Annotated in this window: 8 protein-coding genes and 9 pseudogenes; 8 read left to right on the top strand and 9 right to left on the bottom strand. The window is 49.7% G+C overall.

The features are described from left to right. The first annotated feature begins 63 nt into the window (after window positions 1–63). A complete protein-coding gene (gene sopA, locus QQF33_RS09390; protein ID WP_285157711.1) occupies window positions 64–1,230 on the top strand; it encodes a plasmid-partitioning protein SopA in 1,167 nt (388 codons plus the stop codon). Beyond that, window positions 1,230–2,198, top strand: coding sequence for a ParB/RepB/Spo0J family plasmid partition protein (locus QQF33_RS09385; protein ID WP_285149616.1), 969 nt, complete (start codon window positions 1,230–1,232; stop codon window positions 2,196–2,198). Before sopA ends, QQF33_RS09385 begins: the two co-directional genes overlap by 1 nt. Window positions 2,199–2,643: 445 nt before the next feature. On the opposite strand, the pseudogene QQF33_RS09380 reads toward QQF33_RS09385, so the two are convergent. Together QQF33_RS09380 and QQF33_RS25855 are read right to left on the bottom strand one after the other, a co-directional pair. Next, window positions 2,644–3,547 (bottom strand): annotated as a pseudogene (locus QQF33_RS09380) (DinB/UmuC family translesion DNA polymerase); the annotation flags it as partial. Between the two features lie 295 nt (window positions 3,548–3,842). Further along, window positions 3,843–4,630 (bottom strand): annotated as a pseudogene (locus QQF33_RS25855) (alkyl sulfatase dimerization domain-containing protein); the annotation flags it as partial. On the opposite strand from QQF33_RS25855, the pseudogene QQF33_RS09365 reads away from it, so the two are divergent. Continuing rightward, window positions 4,619–5,289: pseudogene (locus QQF33_RS09365) on the top strand (IS3 family transposase); the annotation flags it as partial. The pseudogenes QQF33_RS25855 and QQF33_RS09365 sit on opposite strands and share 12 nt — an antisense overlap. 154 nt (window positions 5,290–5,443) lie before the next feature. On the opposite strand, the gene QQF33_RS09360 reads toward QQF33_RS09365, so the two are convergent. Both QQF33_RS09360 and QQF33_RS09355 read right to left on the bottom strand, forming a co-directional pair. Then, entirely contained in the window at window positions 5,444–5,968 is a 525-nt protein-coding gene (locus QQF33_RS09360; protein ID WP_285149618.1) for a rhodanese family protein, read from the bottom strand. Then, on the bottom strand, window positions 5,958–6,275 hold the full coding sequence (locus QQF33_RS09355) for an ArsR/SmtB family transcription factor (RefSeq protein ID WP_285149619.1): 318 nt from the start codon (window positions 6,273–6,275) through the stop codon (window positions 5,958–5,960). Before QQF33_RS09355 ends, QQF33_RS09360 begins: the two co-directional genes overlap by 11 nt. Before the next feature lie 158 nt (window positions 6,276–6,433). Between QQF33_RS09355 and QQF33_RS09350 the strand changes: the two genes are divergently transcribed. After that, the gene (locus QQF33_RS09350; protein WP_285149620.1) at window positions 6,434–7,018 is read left to right on the top strand and encodes a cytochrome b/b6 domain-containing protein; all 585 of its coding nucleotides are present in this window, start codon (window positions 6,434–6,436) and stop codon (window positions 7,016–7,018) included. 156 nt (window positions 7,019–7,174) lie between these two features. Beyond that, a pseudogene (locus QQF33_RS09345) lies at window positions 7,175–7,540 on the top strand (ATP-binding protein); the annotation flags it as partial. A 603-nt stretch (window positions 7,541–8,143) separates the two neighbouring features. Here QQF33_RS09345 and QQF33_RS09340 read toward each other — a convergent pair. After that, window positions 8,144–9,271 carry a VasL domain-containing protein gene (locus QQF33_RS09340; RefSeq protein WP_285157710.1) on the bottom strand — a complete coding sequence of 376 codons (1,128 nt, stop codon included), beginning with the start codon at window positions 9,269–9,271 and terminating at the stop codon, window positions 8,144–8,146. Then, on the bottom strand, window positions 9,268–10,401 hold the full coding sequence (locus QQF33_RS09335; protein WP_350319009.1) for an AAA family ATPase: 1,134 nt from the start codon (window positions 10,399–10,401) through the stop codon (window positions 9,268–9,270). The genes QQF33_RS09340 and QQF33_RS09335 overlap by 4 nt, the downstream gene beginning before the upstream one ends. A 219-nt stretch (window positions 10,402–10,620) precedes the next feature. On the opposite strand from QQF33_RS09335, the pseudogene istA reads away from it, so the two are divergent. After that, a pseudogene (gene istA / locus QQF33_RS09330) lies at window positions 10,621–12,120 on the top strand (IS21 family transposase). Beyond that, window positions 12,117–12,859 (top strand): annotated as a pseudogene (gene istB, locus QQF33_RS09325) (IS21-like element ISEc10 family helper ATPase IstB). The pseudogenes istA and istB overlap by 4 nt, the downstream one beginning before the upstream one ends. 609 nt (window positions 12,860–13,468) lie before the next feature. Here the strand turns inward: istB and QQF33_RS09320 are convergent. Next, window positions 13,469–14,845, bottom strand: coding sequence for an RCC1 domain-containing protein (locus QQF33_RS09320; protein WP_285157709.1), 1,377 nt, complete (start codon window positions 14,843–14,845; stop codon window positions 13,469–13,471). Window positions 14,846–14,944: 99 nt separating this feature from the next. Beyond that, a pseudogene (locus tag QQF33_RS09315) lies at window positions 14,945–15,088 on the bottom strand (IS3 family transposase); the annotation flags it as partial. Window positions 15,089–15,216: 128 nt separating this feature from the next. Here QQF33_RS09315 and QQF33_RS25765 point away from each other — a divergent pair. Then, a pseudogene (locus tag QQF33_RS25765) lies at window positions 15,217–15,992 on the top strand (helix-turn-helix domain-containing protein); the annotation flags it as partial. A 243-nt stretch (window positions 15,993–16,235) separates the two neighbouring features. Here the strand turns inward: QQF33_RS25765 and QQF33_RS09305 are convergent. Next, window positions 16,236–17,030, bottom strand: a pseudogene (locus QQF33_RS09305) (AraC family transcriptional regulator). Window positions 17,031–17,082 lie beyond the last annotated feature (52 nt).

Genomic DNA, 17,082 nt, shown 5'->3' with positions numbered 1-17,082 from the left:
TTGCTTTGCTTAATTTTTCAAGATTTAATATAATTATGCAAAGATGACTGTAAGGAATATACGATGGGATTAATGGATACTCTTGATCAATGCATAGCCGCTGGTCATGAAATGACAAAGGCTATTGCTGTTGCTCAATTTAATGATGACAGCCCAGAGGCAAGGAAAATTACACGCCGTTGGCGCGTTGGTGAGGCTGCTGATCTGATAGGCGTTTCATCACAAGCCATTCGCGATGCAGAGAAAGCTGGTCGTCTCCCCCACCCCGATATGGAAATGCGTGGACGGGTCGAGCAGCGCGTTGGTTATACAATTGAACAAATTAATCATATGCGGGATGTGTTTGGTACACGTCTTCGCCGTCCAGGCGAAAGTGTTCCTCCCGTCATTGGCGTAGCTGCACATAAAGGTGGCGTTTATAAAACTTCTGTCTCTGTACATCTGGCTCAAGACCTAGCTTTAAAAGGGCTTCGTGTTCTTCTTGTGGAAGGTAATGATCCTCAGGGGACCGCATCGATGTACCATGGTTGGGTTCCAGATTTGCATATTCATGCCGAAGATACTTTACTCCCATTCTATCTGGGAGAGCATGACGATGCTTCATACGCTATAAAGCCTACATGCTGGCCCGGCCTCGATATTATTCCTTCTTGCCTGGCATTACATCGCATCGAAACAGAACTCATGGGGCGCTATGACGAAGGTAAATTGCCCACTGAACCTCACATGATGCTCCGCCTGGCCATCGAAACCGTTGCTCAGGATTATGATGTTGTTGTAATCGATAGCGCACCTAACCTTGGTATTGGCACGATTAATGTTGTCTGTGCGGCTGATGTATTGATCATCCCTACCCCTGCAGAGCTCTTCGATTACACTTCAGCACTACAATTTTTTGACATGCTGCGCGACCTGTTAAAAAACGTAGACCTTCAGGGATTCGAGCCTGACGTGAGAATTCTTCTTACTAAATATAGTAATAACAATGGCTCGCAATCCCCCTGGATGGAAGAACAGATTCGTGATGCCTGGGGTAGTATGGTTCTCAAAAATGTTGTTCGCGAAACAGATGAAGTGGGAAAAGGGCAGATTCGAATGCGCACAGTATTTGAACAAGCCATCGATCAGCGATCATCAACTGGAGCCTGGCGAAATGCACTCGCAATCTGGGAGCCTGTTTGTAACGAAATATTCGATCGCCTGATCAAACCTCGCTGGGAGATTCGCTAATGAAACGCGCACCAATTATACCTAAATCCTCTCCTGCACTCGTTCCAGCTGAACCAGCATCTGCGCCTGCAGCTCCGATGGTTGATTCACTTATTGCTCGAGTTGGAGCAATGGCAAAAGGGAATACCATCACCCTCCCCGTTTGTGGCCGTGATGTGAGATTTGTTCTGGAAACGATTCCGGGCAATGCAGTTGAAAAGTCGACAAGTGTCTGGGCTGGCAATGAACGTGATCAGGAGTTTCTCACTGAGGATGCACTTGATGATCTTATTCCTTCATTCCTGCTGACTGGACAACAAAATCCTGCGTTCGGAAGGAAATGCAATGGTGTAATTGAAGTTGCTGATGGAAGCCGCCGTCGTATGACGGCTATTCTGACCTCAAATGAATATCGGATTCTAGTTGGCGATCTTGATGATGAGCAGATGGATTCGTTGTGCAAGACTGGTAACGATTATCGACCTACAAGTGCATATGAGAGGGGAAAGCGTTATTCACTCCGTCTTGATAATGAGTTTAAAGGTAATATTTCTGCATTGGCTGATGCCGAAAATATCTCTCGCAAGATCATTACACGATGTATCAACACGTCCAAGCTTCCGCGCAAGTTGATCGCCCTCTTCTCACATCCTGGTGAACTTTCTGCCCGAGCCGGTGATACTCTAAGCCGTCTTTTCAATGAATATGAAGCGTCACTACTTGGCAAAATAGATGACTTAACAGAAAATCGTAAAAATGGGATCGTATTTGAAACGGAAGACATTATTCAGACATTGACTGAGGTAGTGAAAGTCTCAAAGAGCACAACCTTAGTTGCACCGATAAAACGAGAATTCGTACCCGGTGCTATCGCTCAATACAAAGGTAACAAGGTTGTGTTCAGTCTGGACCGGGCAAAGATTCCTGAACAATGTATTGAACAGATGGAAGAAATTCTAAAGCAATTAGTACAGTCAGAAGCTAGATAAGTCGGAACTGTCAACATAGTTGAATTCGACCGTGGCCCCAACCACTTAACTGGGGCCACGGCCCCAACCACTCAACTGGGACCGTGGCCCCAACCACTCAACTGGGACCGTGGCCCCAACCACTCAACTGGGACCGTGGCCCCAACCACTCAACTGGGACCGTGGTCCCAACCACTCAACTGGGACCGTGGTCCCAACCACTCAACTGGGACCGTGGTCCCAACCACTCAACTGGGACCGTGGTCCCAACCACTCAACTGGGACCGTGGTCCCAAAGAGTCAAACTAAGATAAAATGTTGGGCGCGGTGTAGAAGGAAAATTGCATGTAATCACCTTTGGTATTTCCTCGCTCACTCGCGGGATTATCCCTGTCATTCGACTGTGGCAAGCACTTTCGCCATCTTGAAAAAGGATTTACTTGATTATTACTCTGGGAATATCACCTCACTGAGTGGTGTATGACTGAGAAAGCACCTGTCGTTTTATCTTCCATTTCGGCGCTATCCCACGCCCTGCAAATCAGACTTTACCCAGTCCTGAATGGTTAATCCCGTTGAGGGCTTTCATCAGTGAATTGGTGTGCGGACGTGGCTGGGTTTATCCAACAGGTACAGCTGAGATACCCTTGCTGGAGTAAAATAGTTGAGCATAATGTCTCCTTTGGCGTAGCGATAGCCATCGAGCCAGATGCATTCAAGACTCTTCATTGCGGCAGCCACAATGTCACGAGTATCCCGCGTGGGAGTAGACAGTTCTTCGCTGGCCATGTTGCCATAATAAGGTTCGTATTGTGCAAAGGGTTACGTTTCGACAAATACTGAGATGTGGCGACAGAACTAAAGTTTTCCCGTAGTTTCTCAGCTGCACGCTCAGTGTAATGACAGACAGTCAGGTTCAACTCCTCACGCGTAGTGATCCTGTATCCAAATGATCGGGCACACACAATTTGCCGTTTAGGTGAGGGGGACTTCAAAACTGATGCAACTTTCTCCGTTAAGTTCCCGTACTGTTCTTCCCAGCACAATGCTGAAGGTTTTTCGGATAAATGAGGGATTCATATGCGGCAGCTGCCCGCCAGTTTTGATGTCCATGACAGCCAATTTTTTGATATTCTGCGGCCTACATCCCAAACTTCCTCGACCGGTTGAAGTGACCACATTTTACTGGCCCGTTCTGATTTGGCATGCGAAATGGCAAGCACACCACCAAACTGTTCATACTCCTTGCAGGCCCACTGGCAGCTCTTAGCTAGAGTCGTGGCTGGACCCATACCAACATTGCTCGGGAGAACGGTTACCGACTTAACATGCTCGCGCATCTGATGTCCAAAGTCTTCGAAATCGATACAAAGGAGAGGTGCATGTCTGTGGACAAGTTCTAAGGTCAGGTCCAGCGCTGTTCACGTTGCAATGCTATGTGTCCATAGCAAGTGGAAGCCTCTTACATATTAGACCTGATAACGTCCCTGTCCTGCTTTGAAGCATTATTCTCTCAGGGGATTTAGGGCAGGGGAGTTATGCCTCTTTTAACTCAACGGAGCATCGTGATGTTAAACCTATCGGCTAGGTCCATTTTGTGCCAATAACGGAAGTTTTTATGTGAAAACCCTGCGGGCGGTAGACTCCGAACGCAGGGTGGTGGATTTACAGTGTAACAATGTTGAACCAGAATTCGAATTTATCCATATAATCGAGCATGGCATCAAGCCTGGCACCATCACCGGTTATCTTCACGTCTCCGCTTTCTTGTGCATGTTTCAGAGTCACTTCCTTGAGGATGATTTTGTTAAGCGTATCTCGATTCAGTGTGATAGTGGCATCGGCGTCTTTCGCTTCGGCATTCGCCGTGTGGTTCTGCACGCCGTTTTCCAGTTCCAGTTTATACTTGCCGCCATCGTTGCCAAGATCGATATTAAACACCGATTTCGCATCCCCGGCTTTCTGGCTGTTGATATGCACCGCCAGATAGTCGAAGAACATCTCCGGGGTCATTGCCCGCACGGTATCGGGCTGACGGTGTTCGGCGTTGGGCCTTTCACCACGCCGTTACGCAGCCCCTGCACCCCGGCCAGGTAGAAGTTACGCCACGGGCCAGACTCCGCCTGATAACCAAGCTGCTCCAGAGCGTCGGCTTCCAGGTTACGTGCCGCCTGGTTGTTCGGGTCGGCAAATACCACTTTGCTGACCACCTGCGCCACCCAGCGATAGTTACCCTGGTCAAAGTCAGTTTTCGCTTTGTTCAGGATGGTATCTGCACCGCCCAGATAGTCGACGAATTTCTTCGCTGCCTCTTCAGGTGGCAGCTCATCGAGTGTCGCCGGGTTGCCGTCGAACCAGCCCAGATACAGCACATAGGTGGCTTTCACGTCGTGGCTGACTGAACCGTAATACCCGCGGTTCGCCCAGGTGTGCGCCAGTGAGTCCGGGAGCTCCAGCGTCTTCTGGGTAAGAAGAAAATGGAAATTGAGATCCTGAACGAAGCGGTGGAGTACGGCCAGACGCGAAAATGGATAGCGCACGCGCCCTTGTTGCCAAAGGACGGGGAATAGCCCTGGTCAGCCGCACCATGGGCGTGTCGCGTGCGGAGCTGTCACTGCGAATTAACCGTTCTGCCGACTGGCAGGACAGGCGCTGTAACCAGCGTAATGACGAAGCAGACGCTGAAATACTGCCCGCTATCCTCGACATGCTCAGCTACGGCTAACGCCGTGTATGGGGCATCCTGCGTAAGCAACGTCGCTCAGAGGGGTTGCCGTCGGTCAATGCCAAACGACTTTAGAGGATAATGCGTGAGCATAACCTGTTGTTACTGCATGAAAAACCAGAGAGACCGAAGCGTGAACACAAAGGCAAAATCGCGGTAGCAGAAAGCGATATGCGCTGGTGTTCCGACGGCTTCGAGTTCGGCTGCGACAACGGTGAAAAACTGCGGGCCATGTTCGCGTTGGACTGCTGCGACAGAGAGACCATCGACTGGGCTGCAAGCACCGGGTGCTATGACAGTTCGACGGTGCAGTACGTGATGCTGAGGTCAGTGGAAAAGCGCTTCGGCGACAGGTTGCCGGACACACCAGTGCAGTGGCTGACGGATACCCTGATGTATCAATTGACCTGCTTGGCAAATAATCGTGAGAACAGTTGCGAACTTCTGCTTCTCGCTCAAGGCGATATATTGATTCTTATTTGGTTATTAACAGGCTTAATGAAAGCACGCCTCTTTTCCTGGCGGGCTCCTGATATTCCAGTTATCGATTCCATGGCATGACTGCCAGAAATTTTGCCATGCCACACCACCCCGTAATACCGGCAAACATAAGACCCGGCCCCACAAAACCTGGAATAATATAAAAAGCAGGACTCAGTACAGCCCCGGCAACTGTGCCGCACAATACCAGCGCACCAGCGGTGATTTGTACCTGTCGCATCACTGGCAGCGGCTGACGGCTGTCAACCTGAACCGGATAACCGGCTGCTTTCCAGGCATTAAGGCCGCCCTGCATAATCAATGCTTTTGCCGGATGTACTGCGTTCCGGAGATGAGCTGTTGCGCTATTTGTCCTCATACCGCTCTGACAAAGAAATACCACGGTATCGCTTTCACTTAAAGATCCCTCGCTGAAACAGCCAGGCTGAAGTTGTTCAAGTGGCAGGGAACGGGCACCGTAAATATGTTCCCTGAGCCATTCATCGTGGCCGCGAATGTCTATCAACATGGCATGGCGCTCAGACAAAACGTGAACTTCAGCAGGTGTCACAATATCAGAGGACATCTTCTTCTCCAGGACAATAAATATTCTTAAGTGTCTGCACGACGGCAAAAATCGCTTCATTCTTGATGCTGTATCTGACAAATCTGGCCTGGCGGATACCTTCTATCAGGCCTTCTGATTTCATTCTCGCCAGATGCTGAGACGTGGCAGAAGGGCTGAGACCACTCAATCTGCTCAGTTCCCCTGCTTCTGTTCCGGGGTTTCCAGTCAGCATGCACAAAATCAACAGGCGCTGCGGATGGCTGAGTGTTTTAAGCAAGGCAGCCGCACTTTCAGCCTGGCTTTGCAGCAGATTCAGGTCGCTCATAGGTGATAGTTTATGCTTTTCTAAATTTAGATAATGCTAAAGTTACGGTGTGTTTGTCAAGCAATCCCTGCGCTGCCACAGCGATACAGAGATTAAGGTTCTGTTAATCATTACCTGTCAGAGTGCCAGAATCTTCCACAGGCAAAGGTACTGAAATAATGGCTGCCAATTTCCGTAATGTCCTCCCGCACCAGGACACTCCGTTCCTGCGGGTTCTGCATATTATTGTCGCGGTGCTGGTTCTGGCTCAAATCATTAATTCTAACCTGACCGAGTGTGAGGCTCTGGGGCAATTCACCCTGGCTGGTGTCGTCACCTGGCTGCACATCATTTCAGGATTTGGATTACTGTTTTGCGGCTTCTTAATGCTGACCTGGATGCTAAGCAAGCGCGGCTTTCGATACTTCTTTTCGTGGGCGCTTATGGATTTTCGCGGCGTTGCGGACGATTTCAGGACACTGCGGCAACTGAGCTTGCCCGAAACTCATTCTGGTGGAATGGCTGCGACAGTGCAGGGGCTTGGTGTGGTGTCGCTGCTGGGTGTGGCAGCATGCGGAGGACTCTGGTTCCTCCTGAATACGATGTATGGCGCTGAAACCTCCCTGACGCGTCAGGTTTTGCATCTGCATAAGTTTTTGACGATATTTATTGAAACCTACTTCTGGGCTCATGGTGCTATGGGATTGCTCCATATAGGGCTTAAGTACCATGCTGAACATCGACATCAGATTCCCGGAGGATAGCTTCGCTGATGCGGAGGGGAGGAAATTCGGCGTTAAGTGGCTGGATGTACAGGGCGGCAGGAGGTTACCTATAATCTCAGCGCTTTTTCTGACAGAGAAAATCGTCACGAAATACCAAACCTGCTCTCTATTCAGCTGTGCCTGGTGAGCCTGTGGTTCCACAGCGCTGGCAAGTTGCTGCAGGAGCTGCGTAAAGCCCGGTCGTTGCTGTGGCTGAACGAGATGCTTCTGAAACTGAAACGCTACCGGGTGATAGTGATAGACGACCTGGGCTATGTCGAACGGGATAACGCGGAAACGGGCGTGCTGTTCGAACTTATCGCGCATCGGTACGAAAGAGGAAGCCTGATCATCACAAGTAACCTTCCGTTCAGCACGTGGGGCAGCATCTTCGTGGACGAAACAATGGCGGTGGCAGCGGCCGACAGGCTGATCCACCACGGGTATATCTTCGAAGTGACAGGAGAAAGTTACGGAAAGAAAACATCAAAAGCAGCCATCCAGCAGTCTGCTAAGAAATAACTCAAAGGCGGCCAGAGTAGTTGACGTCTAATAAGAACACTAATGTTTGGAACCCGTGAAGAATTGTGTGCATATTGAAAATATGTTCACCTTTGATGAACCCCTGATCCTGCTGGTCTGGAGGGAAGAGGGCGTAAGCGCATCCTGTTGCACCCGTACTCACGAACGCTATTCAGACATTGAGGCAGGGGGCTGGCAACAATCTCGGTCTGTGAATACCGGGACACGGCGTCGGATAGCGCGATGCTGGAAAGCGCAAAAGCGATGATGGAAGTGCTCGATGCCTGTCCGTCATTTGGTGCACTGGTCGCACACCCAAAACGCATCACCGATTAATTCTGAGTGCCGTGACCGGATAGTCCTCCGGTCACGGCGGACTATCACTTAAACTAAGAGGTAGACTCCTTGAAGCCTGCCCGTCAGACCGTAAATCAGGCCATCAGCATGGTGGAATCCTCACGTGAATGTGGCTCACGGCTGCCTGCTAACAGAACGTCGTGATTTCGCTAAGGCGATTCCTGAAAGAGAATCAAAATATTATTTAATTGGAATTCACAAATCACCTTTTTAATAAATAAGTTGGCTCCAAGAATGTTGCTGAGATTAATTCCTCAGTAAATTTTCATCATCAAACATTTCTTCATCTGTGAGATATAGAAAACGGCTATTTAATGCCTCTCGTTTGAGTGATAAAGACATTAAAACTTCCGACGGTAATGGTTGATGGCGATCCCGTAATGTTTGTACTTCATTAAGCTGAAATTCATAATTTTTTTTCTGGCCATCCAACGTTTGCTGCATTTGATAAACGTGGGTTTTCAGTTCGGAAACAGTCAGGTAAGGCTTACGCTTTTGTTCTGCGTCCAGCAATCGCTGCTCAAGGGTATTGAGTTGTTGATTGAGTCGTTCGTAAGTTTTGTTTACCGGGAACTTATTGCTCTCTTCCAGCAGGTTTTGTTTCCAGTGTGCAAAAAGCGGGTTTCTCGGCCAGATCCGGTTTGAAAAATTCAACGCGACAGGATCATGAATTCCTTGAATTATTCCTACAATGCTTAGGGCCATCAAGGCACCAGCCATTCCCCACAATCCTTTAGCCTGCCAGCAGGTGCGAGCAGGAGGAAGGGGTAAAGAGAAAAGCAGCGCAGAGGCATCAGTTGAAGGCCTGGATGTGTGGGCAGGCGAAGAGGCTTGTTGCTCAATCGCTTTAATATTGGTCGATAGCCAGGCAGACATCTGCTGGAATGCCGTAAGCTGTGTAGACTGTAATGCTGCGGCATGACCCTGAAGCAGCGTCATGGCGTTGAATATTTGTTGCAGGATAAGCGTGTTATCAACCGGCATGGGTAAGGCAAAGATCAGGGGCTGGAGGTGAATGCAATACCCCTCCAGGATCTGGCGGCGCAGATCCATCGCCGCAAGCGGTGGCCAGCAAGGAGGCTGCTGTTTAGCAAAGCCATTTGCCAATAGCAGTGATGCATTGGCAATGCCTTTCCAGCCCTTTCGCTGGCAGGCAATCAGACAGTACCACACGCCACTTTGCAGATCGTAGCCATATTGCTGAAACAGCCCAAGGCACTGCTTTTCTCTTTCCAGCCACCAGCCCGAGTTATTAGCATATATCTGCCAGTGATTCATAGCGTTGCTGAACTGCAAAAAAGCCTGATGCCCGCGCGGGTCGTGGCAGTTGATCTTCAGCGTTTGAGAGTGGGAGGTCATCTGTGTGGAATTCATACTTTCCCCTTTTCGGCACGCAGAATCAGTGCATTTTTGCTGACATCGATTTTAAACGCTCCGGCTACTTCGCCCTGTAATACCCGCGCCGCGAGTTGTGGCAACAGATGCTGGTTCAGAACCTGATCGATATCCCGTGCGCCACTCTGTCTGACCAGGCAATGCTCTCCCACCCAGTTCACCATTCGCTTACTGAATGTTGGCAGGATCTTGCCCTCGCTCGCTTGCTGATAACGCAGACAAAGCCGATGCAGCTTTAACTCAATGATCTGCGCCAGTGTCTCTGGCTGTAACGGCAGATAAGGAATGAGCGTTATACGACCCATTAGCGCAGGACTAAATACCCGTTCGAACTCAGGACGGATCAGGTTGCAAAGCGCTTCCGGGTTGCTTTCCCCTGCTTCAACAGCCGTCATCAGCGACGTGCTGGCTAAGTTAGACGTCATAATAATCAAACTATTGCGGAAATTTATGGACTGGCCTTCCGCATCCTCAATCATGCCCTTATCGAAAATTTGATTAAACAATTCCATGACATCCGGGTGGGCTTTCTCCACTTCATCCAGTAGCACGACGCTGAACGGATTACGCCGCACGGCTTCGGTCAGGACGCCGCCCTGCCCATATCCCACATATCCCGGAGGGGAACCTTTCAGCCCTGAAACCGAATGTGCTTCCTGGTATTCCGACATATTGATGGTCAGGAGGCTTCTTTCGCCGCCAAATAACAGTTCAGCCAGTGCCAGTGAAGTTTCTGTTTTTCCTGTGCCCGATGGCCCGGCCAGCAGATACACGCCGGTCGGTTTGAGCGGATCGCCCATGCCAGCCCGACTGATACGAATTTGCTGCGCCATTTTTTCCAGCGCGTGAGGCTGCCCGATAATTCTTCCGGCCAGCCGCTCAAATAGCGTATCGAGCTGCTGATGTTCTTTCTCCAGCATTCGGCCTAGTGGGATACCGGTCCAGTCTGATACGACGTCCGCTACGCAGGTAGCATCCACGCATTCAAACACCATGGCGTGCTGTTGATGGCAAACCGCCAGCGTTTCCCGCCCGCGGGCAATTTCGTTGGCGTCCTCACTTTGCAGAAGCTGCTGAACCAGCGCATTCTGACGTTGCCACTCCTCCATTAGTGTATCGAGGGTGGCTTGTAGCGAGGTAGCCCGCAGGGTTAGCTTTTGTTGCCGTTCCGTGGCGGCCCCCTCGCGTTTGAGTGCTTCGCTTTCACTGTAAATAGCCCGTAATTGCACGGCTATGTATGAGACGACAATAACTCAGTCCGGTTGGCGCTGATTATTCTGGCCGATTTGTAATCTGAGCATCATGTTCATGATCCCACAGGAAATGGCGTGACGCTCAATACTCATCAGGTCAGTTATTACATGACTCAGCGTAAAAAAGGTGTAACCCAGCATATCTCGGCCATGAAGGCCGGTATCTCTGTTCGCTCCGGCCGCAGAATAGAAAAAGATCAGTGGTCAAAAGCCGGTAATCGTCACTGGCGGACACGTAAAGATCCGCTTGAGGCCGTCTGGGACAGTGAGCTTGTTCCCCTGTTGAAGGAAAGACCCGCTCTGATGCCCACAACCCTGCTGGAAACGCTGCAGGATAAATATCCCGGTCAGTACCCCAGCAGCCTCCGCAGGACTATGCAGCGGCGGGTCCGCGAGTGGAAGCTGCAGTATGGTGCCGAGCAGGAGGTGATGCTCCGGGAACTTCATCAGCCTGGCCTGCGCGGCCTGTCGGACTTCACCGAGCTCAAAGGTGTAGTTGTCACCATCAGCGGCAGGTTATTGACGCATAAGCTGTACCACTTCCGCCTTGAGTGGAGCCACTGGAGCTGGATGCGGGTTGTGCTGGGTGGTGAAAGCTTCTCTGCCCTGGCTGAAGGCCTGCAGGAAGCCCTCGGGCAACTGGGCGGTGTACCAACAGAGCATAAAACTGACAGCCTGCGGGCAGCATGGAAACAACAGGGTGAAGACGGGCGCCGCGGGCTGACTGAGCGCTATGCTGCCCTCTGCCAGCACTATGGCATGCAGGGCGTGCACAATAATGCCGGTCGTGGCCACGAAAATGGTTCGGTTGAAAGCGCCCATGGGCATCTGAAAAGACGGATCCGCCAGGCACTGATGCTGCGGGGCAGTAACGACTTCAGCACCGTGGAAGAATACCAGGCCTTCATCACTCAGCAGGTCATGCGGCACAACCGCAACAATCAGGATCTGGTGAAAGAAGAGCGCCCTCATCTGAAACCACTGCCGCTGCGTCGCAGCGCCGACTACGACGAACTGACGGTGAGGGTCAGTAGCCGCAGTACCATCAACGTCAGGCACGTCGTCTACAGCGTCCCTTCCAGACTGGTCGGTCAGCTGTTACGCGTCCGCTTATGGGATGATCGCCTGAGCTGTTACGTAGGCAGTAGTGAAGTGATGAGCTGTACCCGCGTCAGGCCAGAAAAAGGCAAAACCCGGGCCAGGCGCATCGACTTCCGGCATGTGATCGACAGTCTGGCGAAAAAGGCCGGAGCGTTCTGCCATGCAACGCTGAGAAATGACATCCTGCCGGACGATGAATGGTGAAAACTGTGGCGTCGCCTGTGCAATCATCTGGAGCCTGAGATGGCCGGTCGCCTGATGGTGCACGCACTGAAACTGGCTGCGGGCTATGACGATATATCTATCGTTGCGCGGGGGATGGAGCAGATGCTGAATACCCCGGGTGAGCTGGATCTGCACCGCCTGATGCGGTTCCTGGGGATAAAGGAAAAGGAGCTGCCGGCCGTCAGCGTGGTTCAGCACAACCTGAGCAGTTATGAGCAGTTGTTGCGTGGCAAAGGAGGTCTGCAGTGAGCAATATCCACCTCCTTGAGCGTTGTCTGCGCAAACTGCGTCTGACCCGCGTCACGGCTGAATGGCATGCACTGGAGAAACGCGCCCTGGCAGAGGGCTGGACCCCGTCACGCTACCTGCTGACGCTGTGCAATGAAGAGCTCCTGTGGCGCGAGAGCGAAAAGCTGCGCCGCTATAAAAAGGAAGCCCGGTTGCCGGTGGCGAAAACGCTGGATGAGTATGACTTCAGTCAGGTGCCGGAACTGAATAACGCTCAGTTCCGGCGACAGACTGGGTTGATGCCGGAGAAAACGTCCTGTTGTTCGGTGCCAGCGGCCTGGGAAAAAGCCATCTGGCGGCGGCGATCGTGGATGGTGTTGTAGGGCTGGGCTACCGGGCCCGGTTCTACAGTGCCGGAGAGCTACTGCAGGAGCTGCGTAAAGCGCGGACACAACTAAAACTGAACGAGCTTCTGCTGAAACTGGATCGCTACCGGGTGATAGTGATAGACGACCTCGGGTATGTCAAACGCGACAACGCGGAAACGGGAGTGTTGTTCGAACTGATCGCGCATCGGTATGAGCGCGGCAGTCTGGTCATCACCAGCAACCATCCGTTCAGCACGTGGGGCAGCATCTTCGTGGATGAAACGATGGCAGTGGCAGCAGCCGACCGGCTGATTCATCACGGATATATGTTCGAGCTAAAAGGAGAAAGTTACCGGAAAAAGACAGCGAAGGCAGTAACCAGCGTGGCTTAAAACCACCTATCAATGGATGCGGCCAGAGTAGTTGGCGCCAGTCGGCAAAACTAGTTGACGTCTAATACTGAACCGCAGGGCATCAGGCAGATAAGAGCGATAGTAGGTAATATCTTTATTTGTCCGGGTATTCATCGTTCGTGTCCATCACTATAGATGGGCGCGATTGTTGCCAGACAGGACAACTTTCACAAGATGTCGCAGATGGTGCGCTTACTTATAGACTGAGCTATTTATAAGTACATCGTATGATGCAGGAATCCGTTAAGGATTCCTGCTATTAACAAAATGAACCAGTGTGCTGTAACCATGCAATAACGTATGGCGACGAGTAGAATTTCTGGTTTCTCTGACTTGCTTACAATCACAACCTCTTAACGTGAGTTCTCGTTCCTGTGCGGTGCAGTCTCCCTCCCTTATAGTACAATAGTTACTTTTCCCAAAACGGAACTCATATTGCAGGTATTCAATCAACCTACATGATACAGAAGGGCTAATTTTAAAATCCCACCGACGAAATATTATCACCGTCAGAGCAATGTTGTCTATCAAGTGGCTAAAGTCTGTCGCTGTTTATACAAAATAACCCTATAATGTATTTATATAAGGTCAATATTGATATGTGACATTACCTTGTACTTCTACAGGAATACTTGCATTATCTTCCTGATAAGAAGAATTCCCCCAAGCGATAAGAGTTTTATCTTCTTTCAGAGCGATGAAACCATCATAGGTTGGATAGATAGCTAAAATATCTGACAGTAGGTCGCTAACCTCTGAAATATCGGCACCCTGTCCAGTTCCCCATACGATAACCGATCCATCCTTTTTAAGAGCTGCAAAGCTTCCATAGCTGCTTGTTAATGAAACAACGTCGCTAATTGGAGGGGCTGGGATAAGGTCGCCATAATCATTCCAGAGATAGATTGCTCCAGAACTATCAATAGCAATGTGTATTGAATCATCTGTACTTTTAACGTATTCAATATTAGTAAGAGTTTCAGCTGCCGAAGATTGCCAGCAATATTGCCCCCAAAACATCAATGTTTTATCTTCACGAAGCGCAACAAAACTTATAGGGGTGGAAATGATCGTATGAATGTCAGATAAAGCTGATACACGTTCTGGTAAGACTCCACCATCGTAGGCTTTCCCCCAGGCAACTACCTGACCGTTTTCACGTAGAGCGAGGGCTGAAGCAGAGTTAATACAAACATCTTTGATATCATTCAGCGCTGCAATTTCATCAGGTAAAACCATAACCGTTGATACTCCCCATGTATAGATTGTACCAGTGTCAGTGAGTGCTACCTGAGTCGTGCCATTAGTCAAAATTTTAGTGATATTTTCCAATGATGCAATGTTATCTGGCACATCATTACTGCCAGTCCCATACGATCCCCATTGAGATACTGTAGGGATGTTTTTTCCCAATAACATCCCCATACCGAATTCCATGCGTATATCTCGCACATCATTTCTTTCAAGATCGGAAGGTTTTAGCATTCCCCCTACGAATGGGTCACCCCAGGCAAATATAGTGTTATCGCGCCGCAGCGCAGACATTGCCTTAACTCCGGTGTAAAGGTTTGAAATGTCATAGTTGTTTTCATCAGGGAATGGGTACTGAGATGCACTCGGTCCCCACTTGCTAATGGTATTGTTATCTTTTACTACAAACATAGCATTTGTTGGTACGCCTGAAATATTACCATAATAAGCACAATTGCTAATGTTTAATGAACGTACTGTAACACTTTGGTAACCAGCAGAAGAAACAATAAGCTCTTTATTTGGATAGTTATCAAGAAAAGTCGTGCTTGTTGTACTGTTTGATTCTCCAGAGTATGTCCAGGAAGCTTCAACCGGTTCAAGGGTATCTGCATCAAACACCATCAATCGATTGGGGCAATTTACTGCATATGAGGGTGTTAGTAATGTACGATTTCCCATGACTTTCATTTTGAGTAAGTCTTCTTTAATCATTTTAATGCTCCTTTTTAATGGGGTCGTGAATAGATTATCATTGGTTGATGTATAGTAATGAGCAGAAAATGCACATCAATTAGCTATTATAAGCTACGTTTAAGAAACTGAATCGCCGTGGATAAGCTGGACACTTCCGGGCCGTTGATAATACCGTTTTTTATATTCAGCCGGTGACATCTGATCGCTCGAACCATGCCGACGCTTACTGTTATAGAACATTTCGATGTAATCCAAAGTTTCAATAGATATGAAGCATGATTGTATAGTGTTTGCTATACAATGCTGATGTGCTGGATTGGCCCCTATATTTCCATACACTTTTATCACTTAACCTATTACTGGTTCGCCGCCGCAGATATTCCCGTTGCGAACGATATAGAAATGAAGGGCCTTCCGGTCTAGTTTCCCGCCGACGTGGAAAGCGTCCCAATAATTCCTTTTCTACCGAATTCAGAGCAACAGTAATTTCACTCCTCAAAGGCCGCTACGCTGATTTTGGACCTACGCTTGCGTGCGAAAAATTGCGCGAGATACACGGCTTGTGTTTATCCATTGAGACTCTCAGGAAGTGGATGGTAGAGGAGGGCATATGGCGCGAACGTCGTCGTAAGTTTGCCCGAATTTATCAGCGCCGGATGCGGTGCCCATCCTACGGTGAACTCATCCAGATTGATGGCTCGCCTCATGACTGGTTTGAAGGTCGGGGCTCCAAATGCACACTGATAGTCTTTATCGATGATGCTACCAGCGCTCTGATGGCGCTACGATTCGCTCCTGCAGAAACAACCCGGGCTTACATGGAAACCCTCCGGGGTTACCTTAATGATCATGGCGTACCACTGGCTCTCTATTCTGACATTCGGTTGTCACGGTATGCGAAAGCTTTAACGGTGAAATTAAGGTTCTGTATGACGGGAAAGCGTTGGGATGGGAAAAATATGTTGATGGCCCGGAGCCTATACCACTGGATGATGAAAAAAGTGTCCATGAACGTGTGGATAATGCCCGTTTTGATTTACGCTCAAAATTCTACGTAAAACCTAAAGCTGACCATCCCTGGCTCACGCGCCGCACGCAAAGTAATCAGCAAGTGAAGCCCCCTAAATTACCCAGAAAGAAGGCTGATCCCGATAAAATGGACTGAAACCAGGCGTTATTCAGTTGAGTGCATATCCAGTCATAGGATAGAGTCATACGTAGCGTTTCTGGCGTGCATTTTCGGGTGGTTTGTTACTGTTTTTAACGGGGACATGCCAGAAACGCGCTCAGACCGTCTGAGCGGTACGCGTAATGCGACGTTATGGTAAATCGGCTGAGCTAATGTCCGCAAAGAGCGAAGAGCGGACCTTGGCGTTCTTTATAAAAATCCGGTTTGTGTTGTTTTGCATTAGTTTAGAGACGAAAAATATTGCGTCGGTGATTTACCCAGTGCTTTTCTGAACATCGTAATAAACGCGCTGACCGAATCATATCCCAGCATTCCGGCGACGCGCTGCACAGACTGACCTTCTGCCAGATGGCTCAGGGCTATCATCAAATGCAGTTGCTGACGCCAGCGACCAAAGCTCATTCCTGTTGCCTCTTTTATCCGTCTGGCCAGAGATCGCTAGCTGATGGCCAGATGAGCAGCCCATTGCTTTAACGTTCGCCGGTCATCAGGCTCATTAAAAAGTGCCTCAGCCATTTTCCGGATTTTAGGATGCTCCGATACGGGAAGATGGAGCGCTTTAACCGGCACATCCGGAATATTTTCCAGCAGCACTGCCGCGAGCCTGGCGGTTTTACTGTCAGGAGAAAATACCTGTCCCTGCTCTGCAAGATACAGAACAAGCTCGCGGACCAGAGGCGTAATCGCCAGGGTACAGCAGATTTCCGGCATCACCGCCGCGCCGGGTTCGATAAACAGAAAGCAGGTATCTGCATTCTTCGTAATCCGGCAACTATGAGGGATTTCACCCGGAATCCAGACTGCATGTCCCGGTGGAACAAGCCACAGCGCATCCTCAACCTCACAGCTCACTGCACCGCGCAAAGAGAGGATAAGTTGTCCCTTGCGATGAGTGTGCGGACTCTGCCCGGCATACTCGCCTGACGATGATACATGCAGGGCAATAGCAGCCTGACTGAAAGCATCGGCGTTAAACTCCTCCGGCGAGGTCACGGTTTTTTTATTAACTGGCATAATTTAGCTATATGTTGTCAGGTTATCTATATTCTGTAAATCATGCTTTCTT

This window comes from Lelliottia wanjuensis (assembly GCF_030238365.1).
GTDB classification, from domain to species: domain Bacteria; phylum Pseudomonadota; class Gammaproteobacteria; order Enterobacterales; family Enterobacteriaceae; genus Enterobacter; species Enterobacter wanjuensis.
The sequence above is the reverse complement of the archived record's forward strand: the minus strand, read 5'-3'. Positions and strand labels throughout refer to the sequence as shown.

Bases quoted from the DNA above. Each gene is read 5' to 3' on its own strand.
- sopA (WP_285157711.1), top strand. From the start codon at position 64: ATGGGATTAATGGATACTCTTGATCAATGCATAGCCGCTGGTCATGAA.
- QQF33_RS09385 (WP_285149616.1), top strand. From the start codon at position 1,230: ATGAAACGCGCACCAATTATACCTAAATCCTCTCCTGCACTCGTTCCA.
- QQF33_RS09360 (WP_285149618.1), bottom strand. From the start codon at position 5,968: ATGTCCTCTGATATTGTGACACCTGCTGAAGTTCACGTTTTGTCTGAG.
- QQF33_RS09355 (WP_285149619.1), bottom strand. From the start codon at position 6,275: ATGAGCGACCTGAATCTGCTGCAAAGCCAGGCTGAAAGTGCGGCTGCC.
- QQF33_RS09350 (WP_285149620.1), top strand. From the start codon at position 6,434: ATGGCTGCCAATTTCCGTAATGTCCTCCCGCACCAGGACACTCCGTTC.
- QQF33_RS09340 (WP_285157710.1), bottom strand. From the start codon at position 9,271: ATGAATTCCACACAGATGACCTCCCACTCTCAAACGCTGAAGATCAAC.
- QQF33_RS09335 (WP_350319009.1), bottom strand. From the start codon at position 10,401: ATGGAGGAGTGGCAACGTCAGAATGCGCTGGTTCAGCAGCTTCTGCAA.
- QQF33_RS09320 (WP_285157709.1), bottom strand. From the start codon at position 14,845: ATGATTAAAGAAGACTTACTCAAAATGAAAGTCATGGGAAATCGTACA.